Origin of the sequence: Roseomonas genomospecies 6 (assembly GCF_008365375.1) — a bacterium.
In the GTDB taxonomy this organism is placed as follows: Bacteria; Pseudomonadota; Alphaproteobacteria; order Azospirillales; family Azospirillaceae; genus Azospirillum.
This window is the reverse complement of the sequence record NZ_QOKW01000003.1, coordinates 24,146-40,433: the sequence shown is the minus strand read 5'-3', so window position 1 is coordinate 40,433 and position 16,288 is coordinate 24,146. Positions and strand designations below refer to the sequence as shown.

Genomic DNA, 16,288 nt, shown 5'->3' with positions numbered 1-16,288 from the left:
GGTATAAATTAGTGGTCTGTTCACGAATTTGTTGTTAAAGAGATGTGCTGCAATGCGGCACGGCTTGGCTTCTGAAACGACACCGGCCACAGCATGCCGGTCACCGAAACGGACCTGCGGATTCCATGAGCAATCTGATTCATGAGCGCGTCCTGCGCGTTCACCACTGGACGGACACGCTGTTCAGCTTCACCACCACGCGCGATCCCTCGTTCCGTTTCGACCCCGGACAGTTCACCATGATCGGCCTGGAGGTGAACGGGCGTCCCCTGCTGCGCGCCTACAGCCTGGTCAGCGCCAGCTACGAGGAGACGCTGGAGTTCTTCTCGATCAAGGTGCAGGACGGCCCGCTGACCTCGCGCCTTCAGCATCTGAAGGAAGGCGACACGCTGCTGGTCAACCGCAAGGCGACGGGCACGCTGGTCACCGACAACCTGCTGCCGGGCCGGAACCTGTACCTGCTCAGCACCGGCACGGGCCTCGCCCCGTTCCTCAGCATCATCAAGGACCCGGAGATGTACGCCCGGTTCGACAAGGTGATCCTGACCCACACCACGCGCACGGTGGGCGAGCTGGCCTACGCCGACATCATCAACACCGTCCTGCCGGAGAACGAGTTCTTCGGGGAGGACGTGAAGCAGAAGCTGATCTATTACCCGACCGTGACGCGCGAGCCCTTCCGCAACGAGGGCCGCATCACCGACCTGATCCGCAATGGCAAGCTGTTCTCGGACGTCGGGCTGGCGCCCTTCGACCGCGAGGTGGACCGCGTGATGATCTGCGGCAGCCCGGCCATGCTGGACGAGACCAGCGGCATCATGAACGAGCTGGGCTTCTCCATGGGACACAACGGCGAGCCCGGTCATTACGTGATCGAAAAGGCTTTTGTGGAACGGTAGGCGAATTCGCCGGAATAAACCGGGGCCGTGGTTCGTTGATGGATCGTGACGATGGCACGTCATCAACTCCAGACGGCCCGGTCGGGCCGGATTGGTCCTTGACGGGCGCGCCTCCCACCGGGGGGTGCGCCCGTTTTCCTTCTGGAGCGACCCGGTTCGCCAGACCGTTTTGCCGATCCCGCATTTGGTGTAGACATCCCCTCCATGCGCCTCATCACGATCCTCGCCGTGCTGCTTGTGGCCGGCCTCGCGAATCTTGCCGTCTGGTCGCTGCCGAACCAGCCGGTGCCGCTCGACCCGCCGCCCGGCGGCAAGCTGAAAAGCGTGTCCTTCGCGCCCTTCCGCGACGGGCAGAGCCCGCTGACCCAGACCTTCCCCAGCACCGAACAGATCGACGAGGATCTGGCGGCGCTCGCCCCGCAGGTGGCGGGGGTGCGCACCTACACCTCGCTGGAAGGGCTGGAGGTGGTGCCGGAGCTGGCCCGCCGGCACGGCATCCAGGTCACCATGGGGGCGTGGCTGTCGTCGCGGTTGGACAAGAACGAGAAGGAGATCGCCTCCCTCATCGACCTCGCCAACCGCTACCCGGACGTCATCACCCGCGTGATCGTCGGCAACGAGGTGCTTCTGCGCCGCGAGCTGACGCCGGAGCAGGTGACCGGCTACATCGACCGCGTGAAGGCGGCGGTGAAGCAGCCCGTGTCCTACGCCGACGTGTGGGAGTGGTGGCTGAAATACCCGCAGATCGCCGATCATGTCGATTACCTGACGATCCATCTCCTGCCCTATTGGGAGGACGTGCCGACCGACGTGGCGGGCGCCATGGAGCGCATCCGCGCCAGCTACCGCACCATCGCCAAGCGTTTCCCCGGCAAGCCGATCCTGGTCGGCGAGACCGGCTGGCCGACGGAAGGCCGGTCGCGGGGCGCCGCGGTCACCGGGCTGGTCAACAAGGCCAGGTTCGTCAACGGCTTCGTCCGCCTCGCCGAGCAGGAAGGCTTCGACTACAACGTGATCGAGGCGTTCGACCAGGGCTGGAAGGCGAAGCTGGAAGGCACGGTCGGCGGCCATTGGGGTCTCTACACCGCCGACCGTCAGGCGAAGTTCGATCTGGCCGGGCCGGTGGTCGAAAACCGGCGGTGGCCGGTGCTGTTCGGCGTCTCCTCCGGCCTCGCACTGGTGCTGGTCATTGGGCTGACCCTGCGGGGCCGTCCGCTGACCGCCGGGGCCTTCGCGTCCCTGGCCTTCCTCACGCAGGCCTTGTCCACCCTCTACGTCCACGCCGTCTGGGGCGCGCTGCACGGCAAGCACTACCCGCAGGACGTGGCGCTGTCCGTCGTCATGCTGGCCGCGACCGCCGTCCTGTCGGGGACCGTTCTGCTGGCGGCCCGCCGGGCGCTGGGCAGCGGCGGTCTGGCGCTGGAACCGCTGGCCCCGCTGCGCGCCCGCCCGGCGCTGTCGCGGCTGGAGACGGTGGGCACCGTGTCCGCCGTGGTTCTCGCCCTTCTGGCGATCGTCTGGAGCGTCCTGATCGTCTTCGACGGGCGCTACCGCGACTTCCCCAACGGGTATTTCGCCCTGCCGGCGCTGGGCCTGCTGGCGCTGGGCGCCATGCGCGCCGCGCGGCGTCCGGAGGGCGCGGGGGCGCTGGCCGCCTGGGGCATCGGCGGGCTGTTCCGCCCCGCCGTCCCGGTGGCTGACATCCCGGCAAACGGCCTGTGCGGCGCCGTCCGCCGCCTGCCGCTGGAGTCGGCGCTGGCCGTTCTTCTGGTGCTGGGCGCGGCGCTGACCGTTCTGGCGGAGGGCGTGGTGCCTCTCGAGTCGCTGATCTACGGGCAGCTTCCCATCAGGGAGGCCCTGCACGAGGTGGTGTGGACCAGCCCGAACTGGGAGGCGCTGTCCTGGGCCGGGCTTCAGCTTCTGCTGGCGGTGCCCTACGCCGCCGCCGTCCTGGCCGCCCGCTGCGGCGAGGCCGCCCGTGCCGGCCAGCAATGGCTCCGCGTGGCCGGAGAGTGACGGTTTTCCCCTCTCCCGCTTGGCGTGGGAGAGGGGGAACGCCCCGCCTCAGGCCGCCTTTTCGCTCTTGCGGCGGCCCTGATGCTCCGCGGTCCAGCGCTTGGGATCGTGCAGGAAGGCGTGGATCTCGCCCTGGGCCTGACCGTCCAGGTAATGGCCGCGGTTCGCCACCTCCAGCACGTCCCACCATGTCGCCAGCGCGTGCATGGTGATGCCCAGCGGGGCCAGATGCTCCTGGATCTCGTCGAAGATCCCGTACTGGAACAGGACGAACAGGTCGCGCACGTCGCAGCCCGCCTCCTTCAACGGCTGGGCGAAGCGGGCCTTGCGGTGGCCGTCCGCGGCGATCTGCTCGACCAGAAGCACGCGCCAGCCCGGCTCCACCCGCCCTTCGATCCGGTGCTTGTAATCCTGCTCTCCCTCCGGCGCCTCCTTGCGCACGAAGACGAGGGGAAGCTCCAGCCGGTCGGCGATCAGCGCGGCCCAGGGCACGCCGGCTCCTTCGGCGGCGGCAATGGCGTTCAGTTCGCCGGGGCCGATCTCCTGCTCGACCATCCGCAGGGCGAAATCCAGCACCTCGGCGCGCACCGCGGGGTAGGAGAGCAGCCGCCGCCCCTCCAGATGGACCGGGCTGACCAGCCCCGACCCGTGGCGGCACAGATGGTCCGGGTCGTACCGGACGCAGCCCGTCTCGATCAGGTGGCGGGCCACGGCGATGGCCCCTTCGCGCAGCTCGATGTCCCAAGCGTCCGGTATCATGGCCTGCCCCCATCGTTTTTGTGTTGTCGTCAGCCCCGTGCCTTCCCCTGATTGATCCTCCGTTCGGGGCGGTCCGCAACCCCTCCACGCGCGCCGGGGCGGGCGCTTTGGCGGTAGCCGGAACGGGGAAGGACAAAGCGCCGCAGCCACCTTCCGCCTGCAGCCGGGGGATCGAAAACACCAGAACGGTTGACAGAAAGCGCCGCTCACGCTGAAAAAGTAGAGCAGGATCGTGGCCGTGCAGCTTGGCGCGGCTGGGCGGGGAGCGACGGCGATGCCGGACATCCATGGCGAGGAATTGGGCAAGGAATTGATCGAAGGGCAGGACGACGGCGACGATCTGGAGTTCGCCGACGAGGACGCTCCCGACCCGTCGTCCGCCCAATCCGGCGCGCCGCCGCCCTGGAAGCTGCTGATCGTCGACGACGATCCGGAGGTGCACGCGATCACCCGCGTCGTCCTGAACGACGTCACCTTCGACGGGCGGCCCCTGCATTTCCTATCCGCCCATTCGGGGCGCGAGGCGCGGGCGATCCTGGACGGCCATCCCGACATCGCCGCCGTTCTGCTGGACGTGGTGATGGAGACGGACGACGCCGGCCTGCGGCTGGTCCACCACATCCGGGAGGAGCTGGGCAACCGGCAGGTCCGCATCATCCTGCGCACCGGCCAGCCGGGGCAGGCGCCGGAACGGCAGGTGATCGTCGGCTACGACATCAACGACTACAAGGCCAAGAGCGAGCTGACCGCCCAGAAGCTGTTCACCACCACGGTGGCGGCCCTGCGCTCCTACCAGCACATCGACGCGATCGAGCGGAACCGGTTGGGGCTGGAGAAGATCGTGGACGCCGCCGGCACCCTGTTCGAGCAGCGCTCCATGAACCATTTCGCCGCCGGCGTGGTGCAGCGGATCGCCTCCCTGCTGCCGCGGACGGCGGGCGCCTTCCTGTGCGCCGTCCCGCCCGGCCCGGCGACAGGCGCCAGGGGTGGCATGACGGCCGGGGAGGCGGCCGGAGAGGCGGAGGTTCTGTGCGGAACCGGCCACTTCGCCGACACCACCGGATGCCCGGTCAGCGCCGTGGTGCCGGACGCGGCCTGCGCCGACATCGCCGCCGCCCTGGCCGGGCGCCGCAGCCTGCACCGGGACGACCACAGCGTCATGCCCTTCCAGCCGCACCGTTCCCACACCCATGGCCCCAGCGCCTTGTTCATCGGCGGGCACGGCGGCCTTTCGGACGTCGAGCGGCGGTTGGTGGAGATCTTCTGCTCGAAGATGTCGGTGGGGTTGGACAACGTATCCCTCTACGAACAACTCCGCCTCGCCCAGCTCGCCACGGTGCACGCTCTGGGCAAACTGGCCGAGTACAAGGACGAGATCACCGGGGAGCATGTCCGGCGCATCGGGCGCTGGGCCACGGCCATCGCGCGCGAACTCCTGGCGCGCGGCGACGGCGGCGGCGAAGCGGACGACGGGTTCTGCGAGCTGATCGGGCTGGCCAGCATGCTGCACGACGTCGGCAAGGTCGCCATCCCCGACCAGATCCTGCGCAAGCCCGGCAAGCTGGACCCGGAGGAAATGGCCCAGATGCGCGAGCATGCGGCCATCGGCGGGCGCATCCTGCGCGACGCCTCCGGCGCGGTCGGCGGGCGCAGCTATCTGACGATGGGGGCGGAGATCGCCGAGAGCCACCACGAGAAGTTCGACGGCTCCGGCTATCCCCACGGGCTGGCGGGCGACGCCATCCCGCTGTCGGGCCGCATCGTGGCGGTGGCCGACGTCTACGACGCCCTGCTGCACCGCCGCCCCTACAAGGAGGCGTGGGAGCCGGCGGCGGTGGTCGATCTGATCCGCGCCGAATCGGGCCGGCACTTCGACCCGCGGGTGGTCGACGCCTTCGTCGCGGTCCTGGAGCGGGGCGGGCCGGAGGCGTAACCGCCCCCGGCCGCCCGGCCCTCCGTCACGACCCCTGGCTCAGCGCCTCGGCCAGCGCGCGGTCGGGATGCTGCCCGCCGACGATGAGCTGCATGGAGCCGGTCGGCACCTCCACCCCCAGCTCCTCGAAGCGCTTCTTCATGCGGCGGTTGAACTCGCGCGACACGCCCCACTGCTTGGTCGGGCGGGTCTTGAAGCGCGCGGTGATGAGCTGAGTCGAATCGGGCTGGAACTTGTCCAGGCCCATCACCTCCAGCGGCGCCATGATGTCGGGCGCGAACAGGGCGTCGGCCTGCAGGCTGGTGCCGATGTCCTTCAGCAGCTCGATCACGCGGTCGGGGTCCTCGCGATAGGCGACCCGCACCTCGAACAGGGCGTAGGAGAAGTCCTTCGACATGTTCTTGACGGTGCTGACCGAGTTGAAGGGCACCGTGTGGATGGCGCCCGACCCGTCGCGCAGCCGGATGGAGCGGATGGAGATGGCCTCCACCACGCCGGAATGGCCGCCGCCCACATCCACCACGTCGCCGATGGAGATGCTGTCCTCGAACAGGATGAACAGGCCGGTGATGATGTCCTTGACCAGCGTCTGCGACCCGAAGCCGACGGCCAGACCGACCACGCCGGCACCGGCCAGCAGCGGCGCGATGTTCACGCCCAGCTCCGACAGGGTGATCAGCGACACCATGGTCACCAGAACCACCAGGAAGGCGTTGCGCAGCAGCGGCAGCAGGGTGCGCACCCGGGCGCTGCGCTCGATCCGCGTGCCGTTGCGGTCTGTGGAGGCCAGGAAGCGCTCGATCATCGCGCTCACCACCTCCCAGGCGATGACGGAGCCGGCCAGCAGCAGGCCGATGGTGATCGTGCTGCGCAGGATGCGCTGGCCCAGCCGGGTGTCGGTCCAGGCCAGCGTGTCGAAGCCCCAGCCGTAGAGGATCATCATCGCCGCCCCGACCCAGATCACCGTCTTCACCAGCCGGTGCAGGAAGGGCAGGTAGAGGGACGCGCGGTCCTTCAGCGGCGGCAGGGCGCCCTGGCTGTCCGGCACCATGCGCAGGCCGCGGCGCAGGCCGCGGTTGATGCCGTTGACCAGCAGCCGGGCGGCCACCGCAACCAGGATGGTGATGCCGGTGGCGCGGGCCAGATACTCGAACCCGCCATAGACGTTCAGCACCCAGACACCGAAGGTGACGACCACATAGACGATGGCCAGCACATGCCAGACGTCGGCGAAGCGGCGGCGGGCGGAGCGCAGGACGGCGCCCTGACCCTCCGATTCGCGGGCCGTGGTGGCCGTCGGGTCGCCGTCTCCGGACAGCGGGTTGCCGTGCATCCAGTCGGCCACCGTCCGGCGGTTCTGCAGGATCAGCGCGATCGTCATGCCGGCCAGCGCCAGCCCCAGCAGCTTCAGAAGCGCGCCGTAGGCGCCCAGCGGCAGGCCCAGCACATAGGCGCCCTCCGCCAGGAAATAGCCGTAGACGCCGACCGCGGCCAGCCGGCGGACCCAGCGGTAGAGGCGCAGCGCGTTGGCGTCGCCCATCCGCACCAGCCGCAGGGCGGGCGCGAAGGGCGAGATCAGGATGCGGGCGGCGACCAGCAGGATCTGCAGGATGACGGTCGCGTTGATGACGGCCAGCGCAACCAGCCGGACGCGCGGCCCCGGCTCGCTGACCGACAGGATGGCGTAGCCGACGACGATGAAGGCGGCGATGGGCGCCAGCTCCAGCAGCGCGCGGCCCAGCAGCAGCGGAATCCGCACCAGCACCGTCGCGGTCGCGGCCCCCCGGCGGGCGGCCAGGGCGTTGCGCGGCCGGGCGAGCAGCCAGCCGACGAAGCGCTCCACCACCAGCCCGGCGGTCAGGATCATCGTCAACTGGATGGCGATCTGCACCCAGCGGTCGCGGGCGGAGGGGTCCTCCATCTGCCGGTTCACCCAGTCGATGGCGCCCGGAAGCTCCTTGAACACGTTGCCGACCTGGACGAGCTGGCGGCTCAGCACGTCCATGCGCTCCGCCAGGAAGGACAGGGCGCTGGCCCCGATGGTCTCCGGCAGGGTGCTGGCCGCCGGCGCCTCCTCGGCCTTGGCCTGCTCCAGCCCCCTCTGGGCGGCGACCAGCGCCTTCAACTGCTCCACCAGCCGGGCGCGGGCCGCCGGGTCCTCCAGCGTCACGATCATCGCCTGCATCTGCTCGGGCGTCGGATCGGGGGAAGCGGCGGGCTCCGCGGGAGCGGCAGCGGCGGCGGGGGCCGGCATGGCGGCGCCCGGCACGGGGCCGGCGGCCAGCGACGGCTGGGCGAATCCGGCGAGAAGCAGCAGAAGGGCGGCGATTGCGCCCATGCGGGGGACCGGCCACCGGGTGCGTGCGCGAAGCATCCCTGTCCTATTCCGTGGTTTCGACGATGTGGCGATGAAGGGCGGTGATAAGGCCGGGGACGTTATCCCGCGCCCGTGCCCTTGCCAACCCGTGCAGTTTCAGACCTTTTTAGGACGAAATTGCGGTCACGCCCAAGGCGCGGGGCCGCTTTCCCCGGCGGGGTCACGGTTCGGCCCCGCCATTCCCAACATGGCAGGCGACACGGTGCCCCGGCGCGACGGGGTCGAGCGCCGGGGCGATCTGCGCGCAGCCGTCATGGGCGAGCGGGCAGCGCAGCCGCAGGGCGCAGCCGGTCGGCGGGCGCAGGGGGGAGGGCGGATCGCCGTGCAGCGCGGGCCGGGCCGGGCCGGACGCGGCGATCAGGGCGCGCGTGTAGGGGTGGCGCGCTCCGGACGCCAGAACCGCGCTGTCCGCCGATTCCACGATCCAGCCCAGCAGCAGAACCAGCGCGCGCCGCCCGATCCGCAGCCCCTCCGCCGCGTCCTGGGTGGCGTAGAGCAGGGCGAGCCGGCGGCGGCGGCGCACCGCCTGCAGGAGGTCCAGGAACGCCGCCCGCTCCGCCCCGTCGAGCGTTGCCGCCGGCTCGTCGCAGACCAGCAGGCGCGGTCCGGTCAGCAGGGCGCGGGCCAGCCCGGCGCGCGCCGCCTCCGCCGGGCGGAGCGAACCGGGATGGAGGTCCAGAACCGCGTCGGGCAGCCCCACCTCCTCCAGCGCCTCCTCCATCGCCCGGGCCAGCCGCGCGGCGCGGTCGGCGGAGGGAGTGTCCGGCAGAAGCGAGTCGAGCGACTCGGCGAACTGCGCGCCGATGGTCATCAGCGGGTCGAAGGCCGCCCGCGGATCGGGGAAGAGGATTTGCAGGTCCCGCCGCGCCCGGCGCATCGCCTCCGGCGGCGCCGCGGCGAGGTCCGTCCCCAGCCAGGACACCTGCCCGCCCACCGGCGGGACCAGTTGCAGGATCGCGCGGGCCAGCACCGACTTGCCGCTGCCCGTTTCGCCCAGCAGGGCCAGCGAATCGCCCTCGGCCAATTCGATGGACAGGCCGTCCACCACGGTCAGCCAGCGTTCCTCGCCGCGCCAGCTCCGCCCCAAAGGGAAGGCGACCCGCAGATCGCGCACCGACAGCACCGGCGGGCCGGAGGGGGGCGGTTCCTTGGAGGGCGGGGCGGGGGCCGGGGCGGGGTCCTCTTCCGGACTCTCCAGCCGCCCCCGGTCGAGGACCAGCCGGCGGTCGGCCAGACCGGAGCGGGTGGGGTCCGGCCCGGGGCGACCGGTCAGCAGAAGCGCCGTCCCGGCCTCCCGCGTCCAGGCGATGAGATCGCTCAGCAGGCGGACGCGCTGGGTGGGGTCGAGCGCGGCACCGGGGGCGTCGGCCAGCAGCACCGCCGGCTCCGCCGCCATGGCCAGAGCCAGCGCGGCGCGCCAGCGCATCGCCTCGCCCAGCTCATGCGGGTGAAGCGCCAGCCGGCGCGCGGCGGCGGGCACCTCGAAGCGCTCCAGGGCCTCGGCGGCGCAGCGCATGGCGGCCCGCTCGTCCAGCCCCCGATGCAGGGCGAGCAGCTCCGCGAACTGGGCGCCCAGGGTCCGGTGCGGGGCCAGCGCGCCGTCCTGGGTCACCAGGATGCGCCGTCCCCGGATGTGGACATCGCCCAGCGCATCGACGCCCCTCGGGGCCAGACCGGACAGGGCGCGCAGCAGCAGCGTCTTGCCCGTCCCGGCGGCGCCGGACAGGGCCAGCACCTCCCCGGCCTCGACGGCGAAGCTCAGCCGGTCGAGCAGGAGGTCGCGGCCGGTCAGAAGCGACAGCCCCTCCACCCGCAGCGGTGTGCGGTCGTCTGGTTCGGTCACGTCCGGTCCGGTCACCGGTGCCCCCCGCTGGTGAAGGCCAGCCGCATCCCGTCGCCCACGGCGTGCAGCGCCCACAGGGCCAGCGCCAGCAGCAGGGCCGGGCCGGCCAGCGCCGCACCGTCGCCCGCCCGCGCCGCCGCGCCGATGGCGGTGCCCCAGCCCGTCACCCCCTCCGGCAGGCCGAGGCCGAGCAGGCTGGCGAAGCTTTCCGCCATCAGGGCGCGGGGAAGGGCGGTCCAGGCCGCGGCGGCCAGGGGCATCACCGCGTTGGGCAGGATGTGGCGGCGCAGCCGGCGCCCGGCGGGCAGCCCGGCGGCCTGGGCGGCGGTCAGGAACTCGCGGCGCAGCAGGACGCGCAGCTCCTCCCGCGCCAGGACGGCCACCGCCGGGGCGGCGATCAGCGCGCTCACCGCGGCCATCGGCGCCAGCCCGCGCTCCGGCCCCAGCAGTCCGCCGGCCAGCGGCAGGGCCAGCGCCAGGGGAAGGCCGGTCAGCGCGGCGGCGGGCGCCATCATCAGCCGCTCCGCCCGCTCGCCCAGAGCCACGGCGGCGGCGGCCCAGGACAGGCCGAGCGCCGCCCCGATCAGTCCGGCGAGCAGGGCGAAGGACAGGCTCTGATGCCCGGCGGCCAGCGCCGCCCCGACCGGGCCGGTCCCGGCGACGAGGCCCGCCGGAACCGCCAGCATCAGCGCGGCGAGAAGGGTCAGCCCCACCGCCGCGGGCCGGTGCGCGGTCAGCCGGTGCCCGGCCTTCTGCCAGGGGCCGTCGCGCCAATGAGGGTCGGTGCGGGGGGCGGTGCGGGGTTCGGGGCCGGCGGGGTCGCGCATCAGGCCATCCGGGCGCGCGGGTCGATCCAGCCGCGCAGCGCGCCGCCCAGGGCGTTCAGCAGCACGGCGAGGCCGAACAGTCCGGCGAGCGCGGCGGCGGCCATGCCGGCGTCCCCGGCCCGCGCCGCCTCCACGAACAGGCGCCCGGCGCCGGTCCGGTCGAACAGGCTTTCCACCGCCACGGCGCCGGTCACCGTTCCCGCCGTGGCGCTGCGCAGGCCGCCCGCCGCCGCGGACAGGCCCAGCGGCAGCGCGTACCGCCACAGCAGGACGGGGCCGTTCAGCCCGCGCCCCCGCGCCGCGAGCAGAACCGTGTCCTCCGCCCCGGCCCGCGCCCGGCCGGCGAGCGTCGCGGCCTGGGCCGCGGCGGGCAGGGCAAGGGCGGCGAGGCCCGGCAGGACGGGCGCCGCCGTCGCGGTGGCGGCAAGGACGGCGGCCAGAAGGAAGGCGGGAATGGCCGGGCCCGCCCCGCCCAAAGCGGCGCCGATGCCTCCCCCCGCGCCCGGCAAAGTGCCGAGCAGGGCGCCCAGCCCGGTCCCGAGAGCCAGCGCCGGCAGGACCAGCGCCAGCGTCGCGGGCAAGGCGGCCAGCGCGGTTCCCAGCGCCGACGTCCAGCCGTTTCCCGTCAGCGTGGCCACGGCGGCGGCGGCCAGCGCGAGGCCCAGCAGGGCCGGCACCGCGGCGGCGACCCGGCGCAGGACGAGACTCAGCATCGGCAGCCTTGGTACGGGATCGGGGAGACGACGGACAAGCGGGGCACGAGGACGATGGGGGATACGAATGGAGTGATCCTGACGGTACCCAGGTCCCGGCCGGTCGGGCAACGGAATTTCGCCTCACGGCGGATGGCGGGGAGGGAAGGGCGGCTGCGGTGTTGTTCCGGCATTCGCCTTCCTGGCCGGTCGCAGCCCGCCGGAGACGCATCATATGTGAAGCCCCCGTATGTGAAGCCCCCTATGTGAAGTCCGATGTCGATCCCCGCAGGAATTCCGGTCCCCGTCCCCGTCCCGCTGCATCCCGCGCCCCACCCGGCGCCACACGTGGCGGCGGAACCGCTTCTGGTGCCGGGCCGCACCTGCTGGCGGGTGGAGCGGGCGGAGCGGGTCGGCGTCATCGTCGACGCGGAGGACTACTTCGCGCTCGCCAAGGCGGCGATGCGGCAGGCGCGGCGCAGCATCTACCTGACCGCCTGGGACTTCGACGCCCGCATCCGGCTGACCCCGCAGATGCGCCGCCCGCGCCGCCCGGACAAGCTGGGCAACCTGCTGAACTGGCTGGCCGCGACCCGCCCGGACCTGACCATCCATGTGCTGAAGTGGGACTATGCGGAACTGTTCGATCTGGCCCGCTGGTCGCAGCCGCTGTTCCTGCGGAGCTGGCTCAGCCATTCGCGGCTCCAGTACCGGCTGGACGGCGACCACCCCGCGGGGGCCTGCCACCATCAGAAGATGCTGGTGATCGACGACCGCCTAGCCTTCTGCGGCGGGCTGGACATCACCGCCAACCGCTGGGACACGCGCGCCCACCGCCCCGACGAGCCGCTGCGCCGCCAGCCGGACGGCACCCCCTACGAGCCGTTCCACGACGTGATGATGGCGGTGGACGGCGACGCCGCCCGCGCGCTGGGCGACCTGTTCCGGGAACGCTGGCGCCGCGCCACCGGCTGCACCCTGTCCCCGCCGGCCATGGACATTCCCGGCGGCGGTTTGGGTCCCCGGCATCGGCTGCGGAAGGCGCGCCGGGCTGGGCCGGACAGCCCCGACCCCTGGCCGCCCCAGCTCGCCCCGCTGCTGAAGGGCATGCCCGTCGGCATCGCCCGCACCGAGCCCGCCTACAACGGGCGCGACGAGGTGCGCGAGGTCGAGGCGCTCTACGTCGCCGCCATCGCCTCGGCCGAGCGTTTCATCTACATGGAAAGCCAGTATTTCGCCTCCACCGCCGTGGCCGAGGCGCTGAAGGCGCGGCTGGCCGAGCCGGAGGGGCCGGAGGTGGTCATCGTCAACTCCGCCCGCACGTCGAGCTGGCTGGAGAACACCGTGATGCTCGGCGCCCGGGCCCGTCTGGTGAAGGAGCTGCGGGAGGCCGACCGGAACGGGCGGTTCCACTTCTACATCGCCAGAACCGGCGACATCGGCATCACCATCCACGCCAAGGTGATGGTGGTGGACGACCGGCTTCTGCGCATCGGCTCGGCCAACCTGAACAACCGGTCGATGGGGCTGGACACCGAATGCGACCTGGCGTTTGAGGCTCCCCACGGGCGTGCGGAGGGGCGCGAGGCCCGCCACGCCATCGCCGGAGTGCGCGACGACCTGATCGCGGAGCATCTGGGGGTGGCGCCGGAAAGCGTGGCGGCGGAACTGCGCCGCTCCGGCTCGCTCGTCCGCACGGTGGAGGCGTTGCGCCGTCCCAACGGGCGGACGCTGGAGCCGCTGGAGGACGCCGACCCCGGTCTGCTGGCCGTCGCCGTCGCCGACGCCAAGGTCTTCGACCCCGAACGCCCGGTCGGCGCGGCGGACATCGTGCGGCGGGTCCTGCCGTCGCGCATCCCGCGGCGGCACCATTGGCTGGCGCTGGCGGTCATCCTGGCGGTGGCCGGCGGGGTCTGGGGTCTGTGGAACCACACGCCGCTGCGCGACTGGGCGACGCTGGACGCCGTTCTGGACGCCTTCGGGCGGCTGCGCGAGTCGGCGTTCGGGCCGCTCTGGCTGATCCTGCTCTACGTGGCGGGGGGCTTCGTGCTGTTTCCGGTGCTGCTGCTGATCGCGGCGACGGCCATCGCGCTGGGCCCGTGGATGGGCTTCCCGACCGCGCTGGCCGGCGTTCTGGCCTCCGCCGCGGCGCTGTTCTGGGTGGGCCGTCTCGCCGGCCAGCGCCCGATCGAGCGGTACGGCGGGGCGGTGGTGCGGCGGGCCAGCGAGGCGTTGGGCCGGAGAGGCGTGCTGGCCATGGCGGCGCTTCGGGTGGTGCCGGTGGCGCCCTTCACCGTGGTGAACCTTGTCGCGGGGGCTTCCCGCATCCGTTTTCTCGACTATCTGTTCGGGACGGTGCTGGGAACGGCGCCGGGAATCCTTGTCTTCAACCTGCTCGGGCACCAGCTTGAGCGTGTGTTGACGGAACCGACGCCCACCGACATGGTTCTTCTGGGTCTGGCGGCGGTGACGGCGCTGGGGCTCGGCTGGGCCGGCAATCGGCTGGTGCGGGCTCTGGGGGCGGGACGGCCGGCCGGCGGAGAGACAGCGAAGGGAGACCAGCAGCGGTGATCCGATTCAGCCGAGAGCGTGTGGAGCGGATCGCCTCCGCGCTGCGCGCCGCCCGTGCCCGACGCCCGAAACGCCGCGTGGACGGCCGCAGCGGAACGGTTCCGGACGGCATGGCGCCGCTGCGCGTGGCGACCTGGAACATCCACAGTTGCGTCGGGCTGGACGCGCGCTTCGCGCCGGACCGCATCGCCGAGGTCATCAAGGAATTGGACGTCGATCTGGTCGGCCTTCAAGAGGTCGGCTGGCACCACCGTGGCGAATCCGGCCTGGACCAGTTCGCCTTCCTGGAGCGGGCGACCGGCCTGAAGGCCCACGCCGGCCCGACCAAGCACAACGCCCACGCCCATTACGGCAACGCCATTCTGACCCGGCTGCCGGTCCTGAAATGCGTGCCCATCGACCTCAGCGTCGGGCGGCGGGAGCCGCGCGGCGGCATCGACGTGATCGTCGAGGTGGAGGGGCGCCCGGTGCGCATCATCGTCGCCCATCTCGGCCTCGACCCGTGGGAGCGCGCGCGGCAGGTGGGCGCCATCGTGGATTTGCTGGAGGAGCAGCCGGCCCTGCCGACCCTGTTCATGGGCGACCTCAACGAATGGGCGCCGAACTCCCCCCGGCTGCGCAAGCTGGCGGAGGCCTTTCCCGACTGGGCCAGCCCGCGCAGCTTCCACGCGCGGATGCCCACGCTGCGGCTCGACCGCATCTATGTGAACAACGGGCTGACCATCCCGTCCTACGAGGTGGTTCGCACGGTGCTGACCCGCCGTGCGTCCGACCATCTGCCGGTGCGCGCCACCGTGGCGGTGCCATAACCGATTTTCCCGCTCGGGTATGCCGGGTTCCTGTTCGCTGCAAGGCGCGTGCGCGGTTCCGCGGGCGCGCCTTTTTCTTTGGGCTTGCTCCTCCCGCCTTGCCTCCTTTGCAGTGCAGCGTTGCGCGGTCTGTTTCGTGTCGCTGACTGTTTCCTCTGCAAGTTTTTTTGCCCGAGAAAGGGTGTCGGCTATTGACCTTTCGGATAAGGACTGGCCAATCTGTTGGTTGGTCATACGACCAATGATGTCTGACCAACGACAGCACCCAGCCGACCGGGCGTGGGATCAACCGCCGAAGCGAGGACCTGTTGCTCTACCATCTCTACGATCTGCAGCACGCCGCCCTGCGCCCGATGCGCCTGCTGGCGGAGGCCACGCAGCACACCTTCCAGAATCCCTTCAGCCCGGTTTCCTACACGCGCGTCGGCCGCGCCATGGCCGCCAGCGCGGAACTGGTGGAGCGCACCACCCGCCGCTTCCCCAAGCCGGAGTTCGGCCTGAAGACCACGGTGGTGAACGGCGAGACGGTGGCGGTGACCGAGCGCATCGCCCACCGCAAGCCCTTCTGCAACCTGCTTCACTTCGCCAAGCCGGAAGGCACGCCGGCGCAGCCCCGCGTCCTGCTGGTCGCTCCGATGTCGGGGCACCATGCGACGCTGTTGCGCGGCACGGTGGCGGCGCTGCTGGCCGACCACGACGTCTTCATCACCGATTGGATCGACGCCCGGCTGGTGCCGCTGGCGCGTGGGCGGTTCGACCTGGACGACTACATCGACACGGTGACGGAACTGATCCGTTTCCTGGGGCCGCAGACCCACGTCATCGCGGTGTGCCAGCCGGCGGTGCCGGTGCTGGCTGCGGTGTCGCTGATGGCGGCGGGAGACGAGACGGTGCAGCCGCGCTCCATGACGCTGATGGGCGGCCCCATCGACCCGATGGCGAACCCGACCGTCCCGGTGAAGCTGGCCGCGACCCGCCCGCTGTCCTGGTTCGAGCGCAACGTCGTCACGACGGTTCCCGCCTATTATCCGGGCGGCTTCCGTCAGGTCTATCCGGGCTTCATCCAGCTTTCCGGCTTCATGTCGATGAATCTGGACCGCCACATCGGCGAGCATCTGGGCCTATTCCGCCACCTCGTCCGCGGCGACGGCGATTCCGCGGAGCAGCACCGCCGCTTCTACGACGAGTATCTGTCGGTCATGGACCTGTCGGCGGAATTCTACCTGCAGACCATCGAAACGGTGTTCCAGAAGCACGCGCTCGCCAACGGCACCATGGAGTCGCGCGGGCGCCGGGTGGAGCCGGCGGCGATCCGCAGGACCGCCCTGATGACGGTGGAGGGCGAGTTGGACGACATCTCCGCCCCCGGCCAGACCGAATCGGCGCACCGCCTCTGCGCCTCGCTGCCCGACGGCATGCGCGCCCGCCATTTCCAGAAGGGCGTCGGCCATTACGGCATCTTCAACGGGCGGCGCTGGCGCGAAAGCATCATGCCGGCGGTGCGGGACTTCATCCGCAAGCATGATTGAGGCACATCCCCCGCCCGCCGCCTTACGGCGTGG

General features: G+C 71.5%; 11 protein-coding genes. 6 read left to right on the top strand and 5 right to left on the bottom strand.

What is annotated here, in order from left to right:
- Positions 1–125: 125 nt before the first annotated feature.
- Positions 126–899 carry a ferredoxin--NADP reductase gene (locus DS843_RS04730; RefSeq protein ID WP_149467740.1) on the top strand — a complete coding sequence of 258 codons (774 nt, stop codon included), beginning with the start codon at positions 126–128 and terminating at the stop codon, positions 897–899.
- 204 nt (positions 900–1,103) lie between these two features.
- Positions 1,104–2,915 carry a glycoside hydrolase family 17 protein gene (locus tag DS843_RS04725; protein ID WP_149467739.1) on the top strand — a complete coding sequence of 604 codons (1,812 nt, stop codon included), beginning with the start codon at positions 1,104–1,106 and terminating at the stop codon, positions 2,913–2,915.
- A gap of 48 nt (positions 2,916–2,963) precedes the next feature.
- On the opposite strand, the gene DS843_RS04720 is transcribed toward DS843_RS04725, so the two are convergent.
- The gene (locus tag DS843_RS04720; protein WP_149467738.1) at positions 2,964–3,674 is read right to left on the bottom strand and encodes an orotate phosphoribosyltransferase; all 711 of its coding nucleotides are present in this window, start codon (positions 3,672–3,674) and stop codon (positions 2,964–2,966) included.
- Positions 3,675–3,948: 274 nt separating this feature from the next.
- Between DS843_RS04720 and DS843_RS04715 the strand changes: the two genes are divergently transcribed.
- Positions 3,949–5,607 (top strand): DUF3369 domain-containing protein, encoded by a 1,659-nt coding sequence (locus DS843_RS04715; protein ID WP_149467737.1) that lies wholly within the window; start codon positions 3,949–3,951, stop codon positions 5,605–5,607.
- A gap of 25 nt (positions 5,608–5,632) precedes the next feature.
- On the opposite strand, the gene DS843_RS04710 is transcribed toward DS843_RS04715, so the two are convergent.
- The 4 genes from DS843_RS04710 to DS843_RS04695 form a co-directional block, all read right to left on the bottom strand.
- Positions 5,633–7,945, bottom strand: coding sequence for a mechanosensitive ion channel domain-containing protein (locus tag DS843_RS04710; protein WP_286191933.1), 2,313 nt, complete (start codon positions 7,943–7,945; stop codon positions 5,633–5,635).
- Between the two features lie 199 nt (positions 7,946–8,144).
- Positions 8,145–9,842, bottom strand: a complete 1,698-nt coding sequence (locus DS843_RS04705) for an oligopeptide/dipeptide ABC transporter ATP-binding protein (RefSeq protein WP_286191932.1) — start codon at positions 9,840–9,842, stop codon at positions 8,145–8,147.
- Positions 9,839–10,654: an ABC transporter permease subunit gene (locus DS843_RS04700; RefSeq protein ID WP_149467735.1), complete on the bottom strand. Its 816-nt coding sequence runs from the start codon at positions 10,652–10,654 to the stop codon at positions 9,839–9,841. The genes DS843_RS04705 and DS843_RS04700 overlap by 4 nt, the downstream gene beginning before the upstream one ends.
- On the bottom strand, positions 10,654–11,367 hold the full coding sequence (locus DS843_RS04695; protein WP_149467734.1) for an ABC transporter permease subunit: 714 nt from the start codon (positions 11,365–11,367) through the stop codon (positions 10,654–10,656). The genes DS843_RS04700 and DS843_RS04695 overlap by 1 nt, the downstream gene beginning before the upstream one ends.
- Positions 11,368–11,694: 327 nt before the next feature.
- Between DS843_RS04695 and DS843_RS04690 the strand changes: the two genes are divergently transcribed.
- The 3 genes from DS843_RS04690 to DS843_RS04680 all read left to right on the top strand — a co-directional run bounded on the left by DS843_RS04690 (position 11,695) and on the right by DS843_RS04680 (position 16,255).
- Positions 11,695–13,917: a VTT domain-containing protein gene (locus DS843_RS04690; RefSeq protein WP_286191931.1), complete on the top strand. Its 2,223-nt coding sequence runs from the start codon at positions 11,695–11,697 to the stop codon at positions 13,915–13,917.
- Positions 13,914–14,726 (top strand): endonuclease/exonuclease/phosphatase family protein, encoded by an 813-nt coding sequence (locus DS843_RS04685; RefSeq protein WP_167525199.1) that lies wholly within the window; start codon positions 13,914–13,916, stop codon positions 14,724–14,726. Before DS843_RS04690 ends, DS843_RS04685 begins: the two co-directional genes overlap by 4 nt.
- A 308-nt stretch (positions 14,727–15,034) precedes the next feature.
- Complete coding sequence (locus tag DS843_RS04680; RefSeq protein ID WP_149467732.1) at positions 15,035–16,255, top strand: polyhydroxyalkanoate depolymerase; 1,221 nt, start codon at positions 15,035–15,037, stop codon at positions 16,253–16,255.
- Positions 16,256–16,288: the final 33 nt, after the last annotated feature.

Excerpts from the sequence above, each read along its gene's own strand:
- DS843_RS04730 (WP_149467740.1), top strand. The coding sequence starts at position 126 with ATGAGCAATCTGATTCATGAGCGCGTCCTGCGCGTTCACCACTGGACG.
- DS843_RS04725 (WP_149467739.1), top strand. The coding sequence starts at position 1,104 with ATGCGCCTCATCACGATCCTCGCCGTGCTGCTTGTGGCCGGCCTCGCG.
- DS843_RS04720 (WP_149467738.1), bottom strand. The coding sequence starts at position 3,674 with ATGATACCGGACGCTTGGGACATCGAGCTGCGCGAAGGGGCCATCGCC.
- DS843_RS04715 (WP_149467737.1), top strand. The coding sequence starts at position 3,949 with ATGCCGGACATCCATGGCGAGGAATTGGGCAAGGAATTGATCGAAGGG.
- DS843_RS04710 (WP_286191933.1), bottom strand. The coding sequence starts at position 7,945 with ATGGGCGCAATCGCCGCCCTTCTGCTGCTTCTCGCCGGATTCGCCCAG.
- DS843_RS04700 (WP_149467735.1), bottom strand. The coding sequence starts at position 10,654 with ATGCGCGACCCCGCCGGCCCCGAACCCCGCACCGCCCCCCGCACCGAC.
- DS843_RS04695 (WP_149467734.1), bottom strand. The coding sequence starts at position 11,367 with ATGCTGAGTCTCGTCCTGCGCCGGGTCGCCGCCGCGGTGCCGGCCCTG.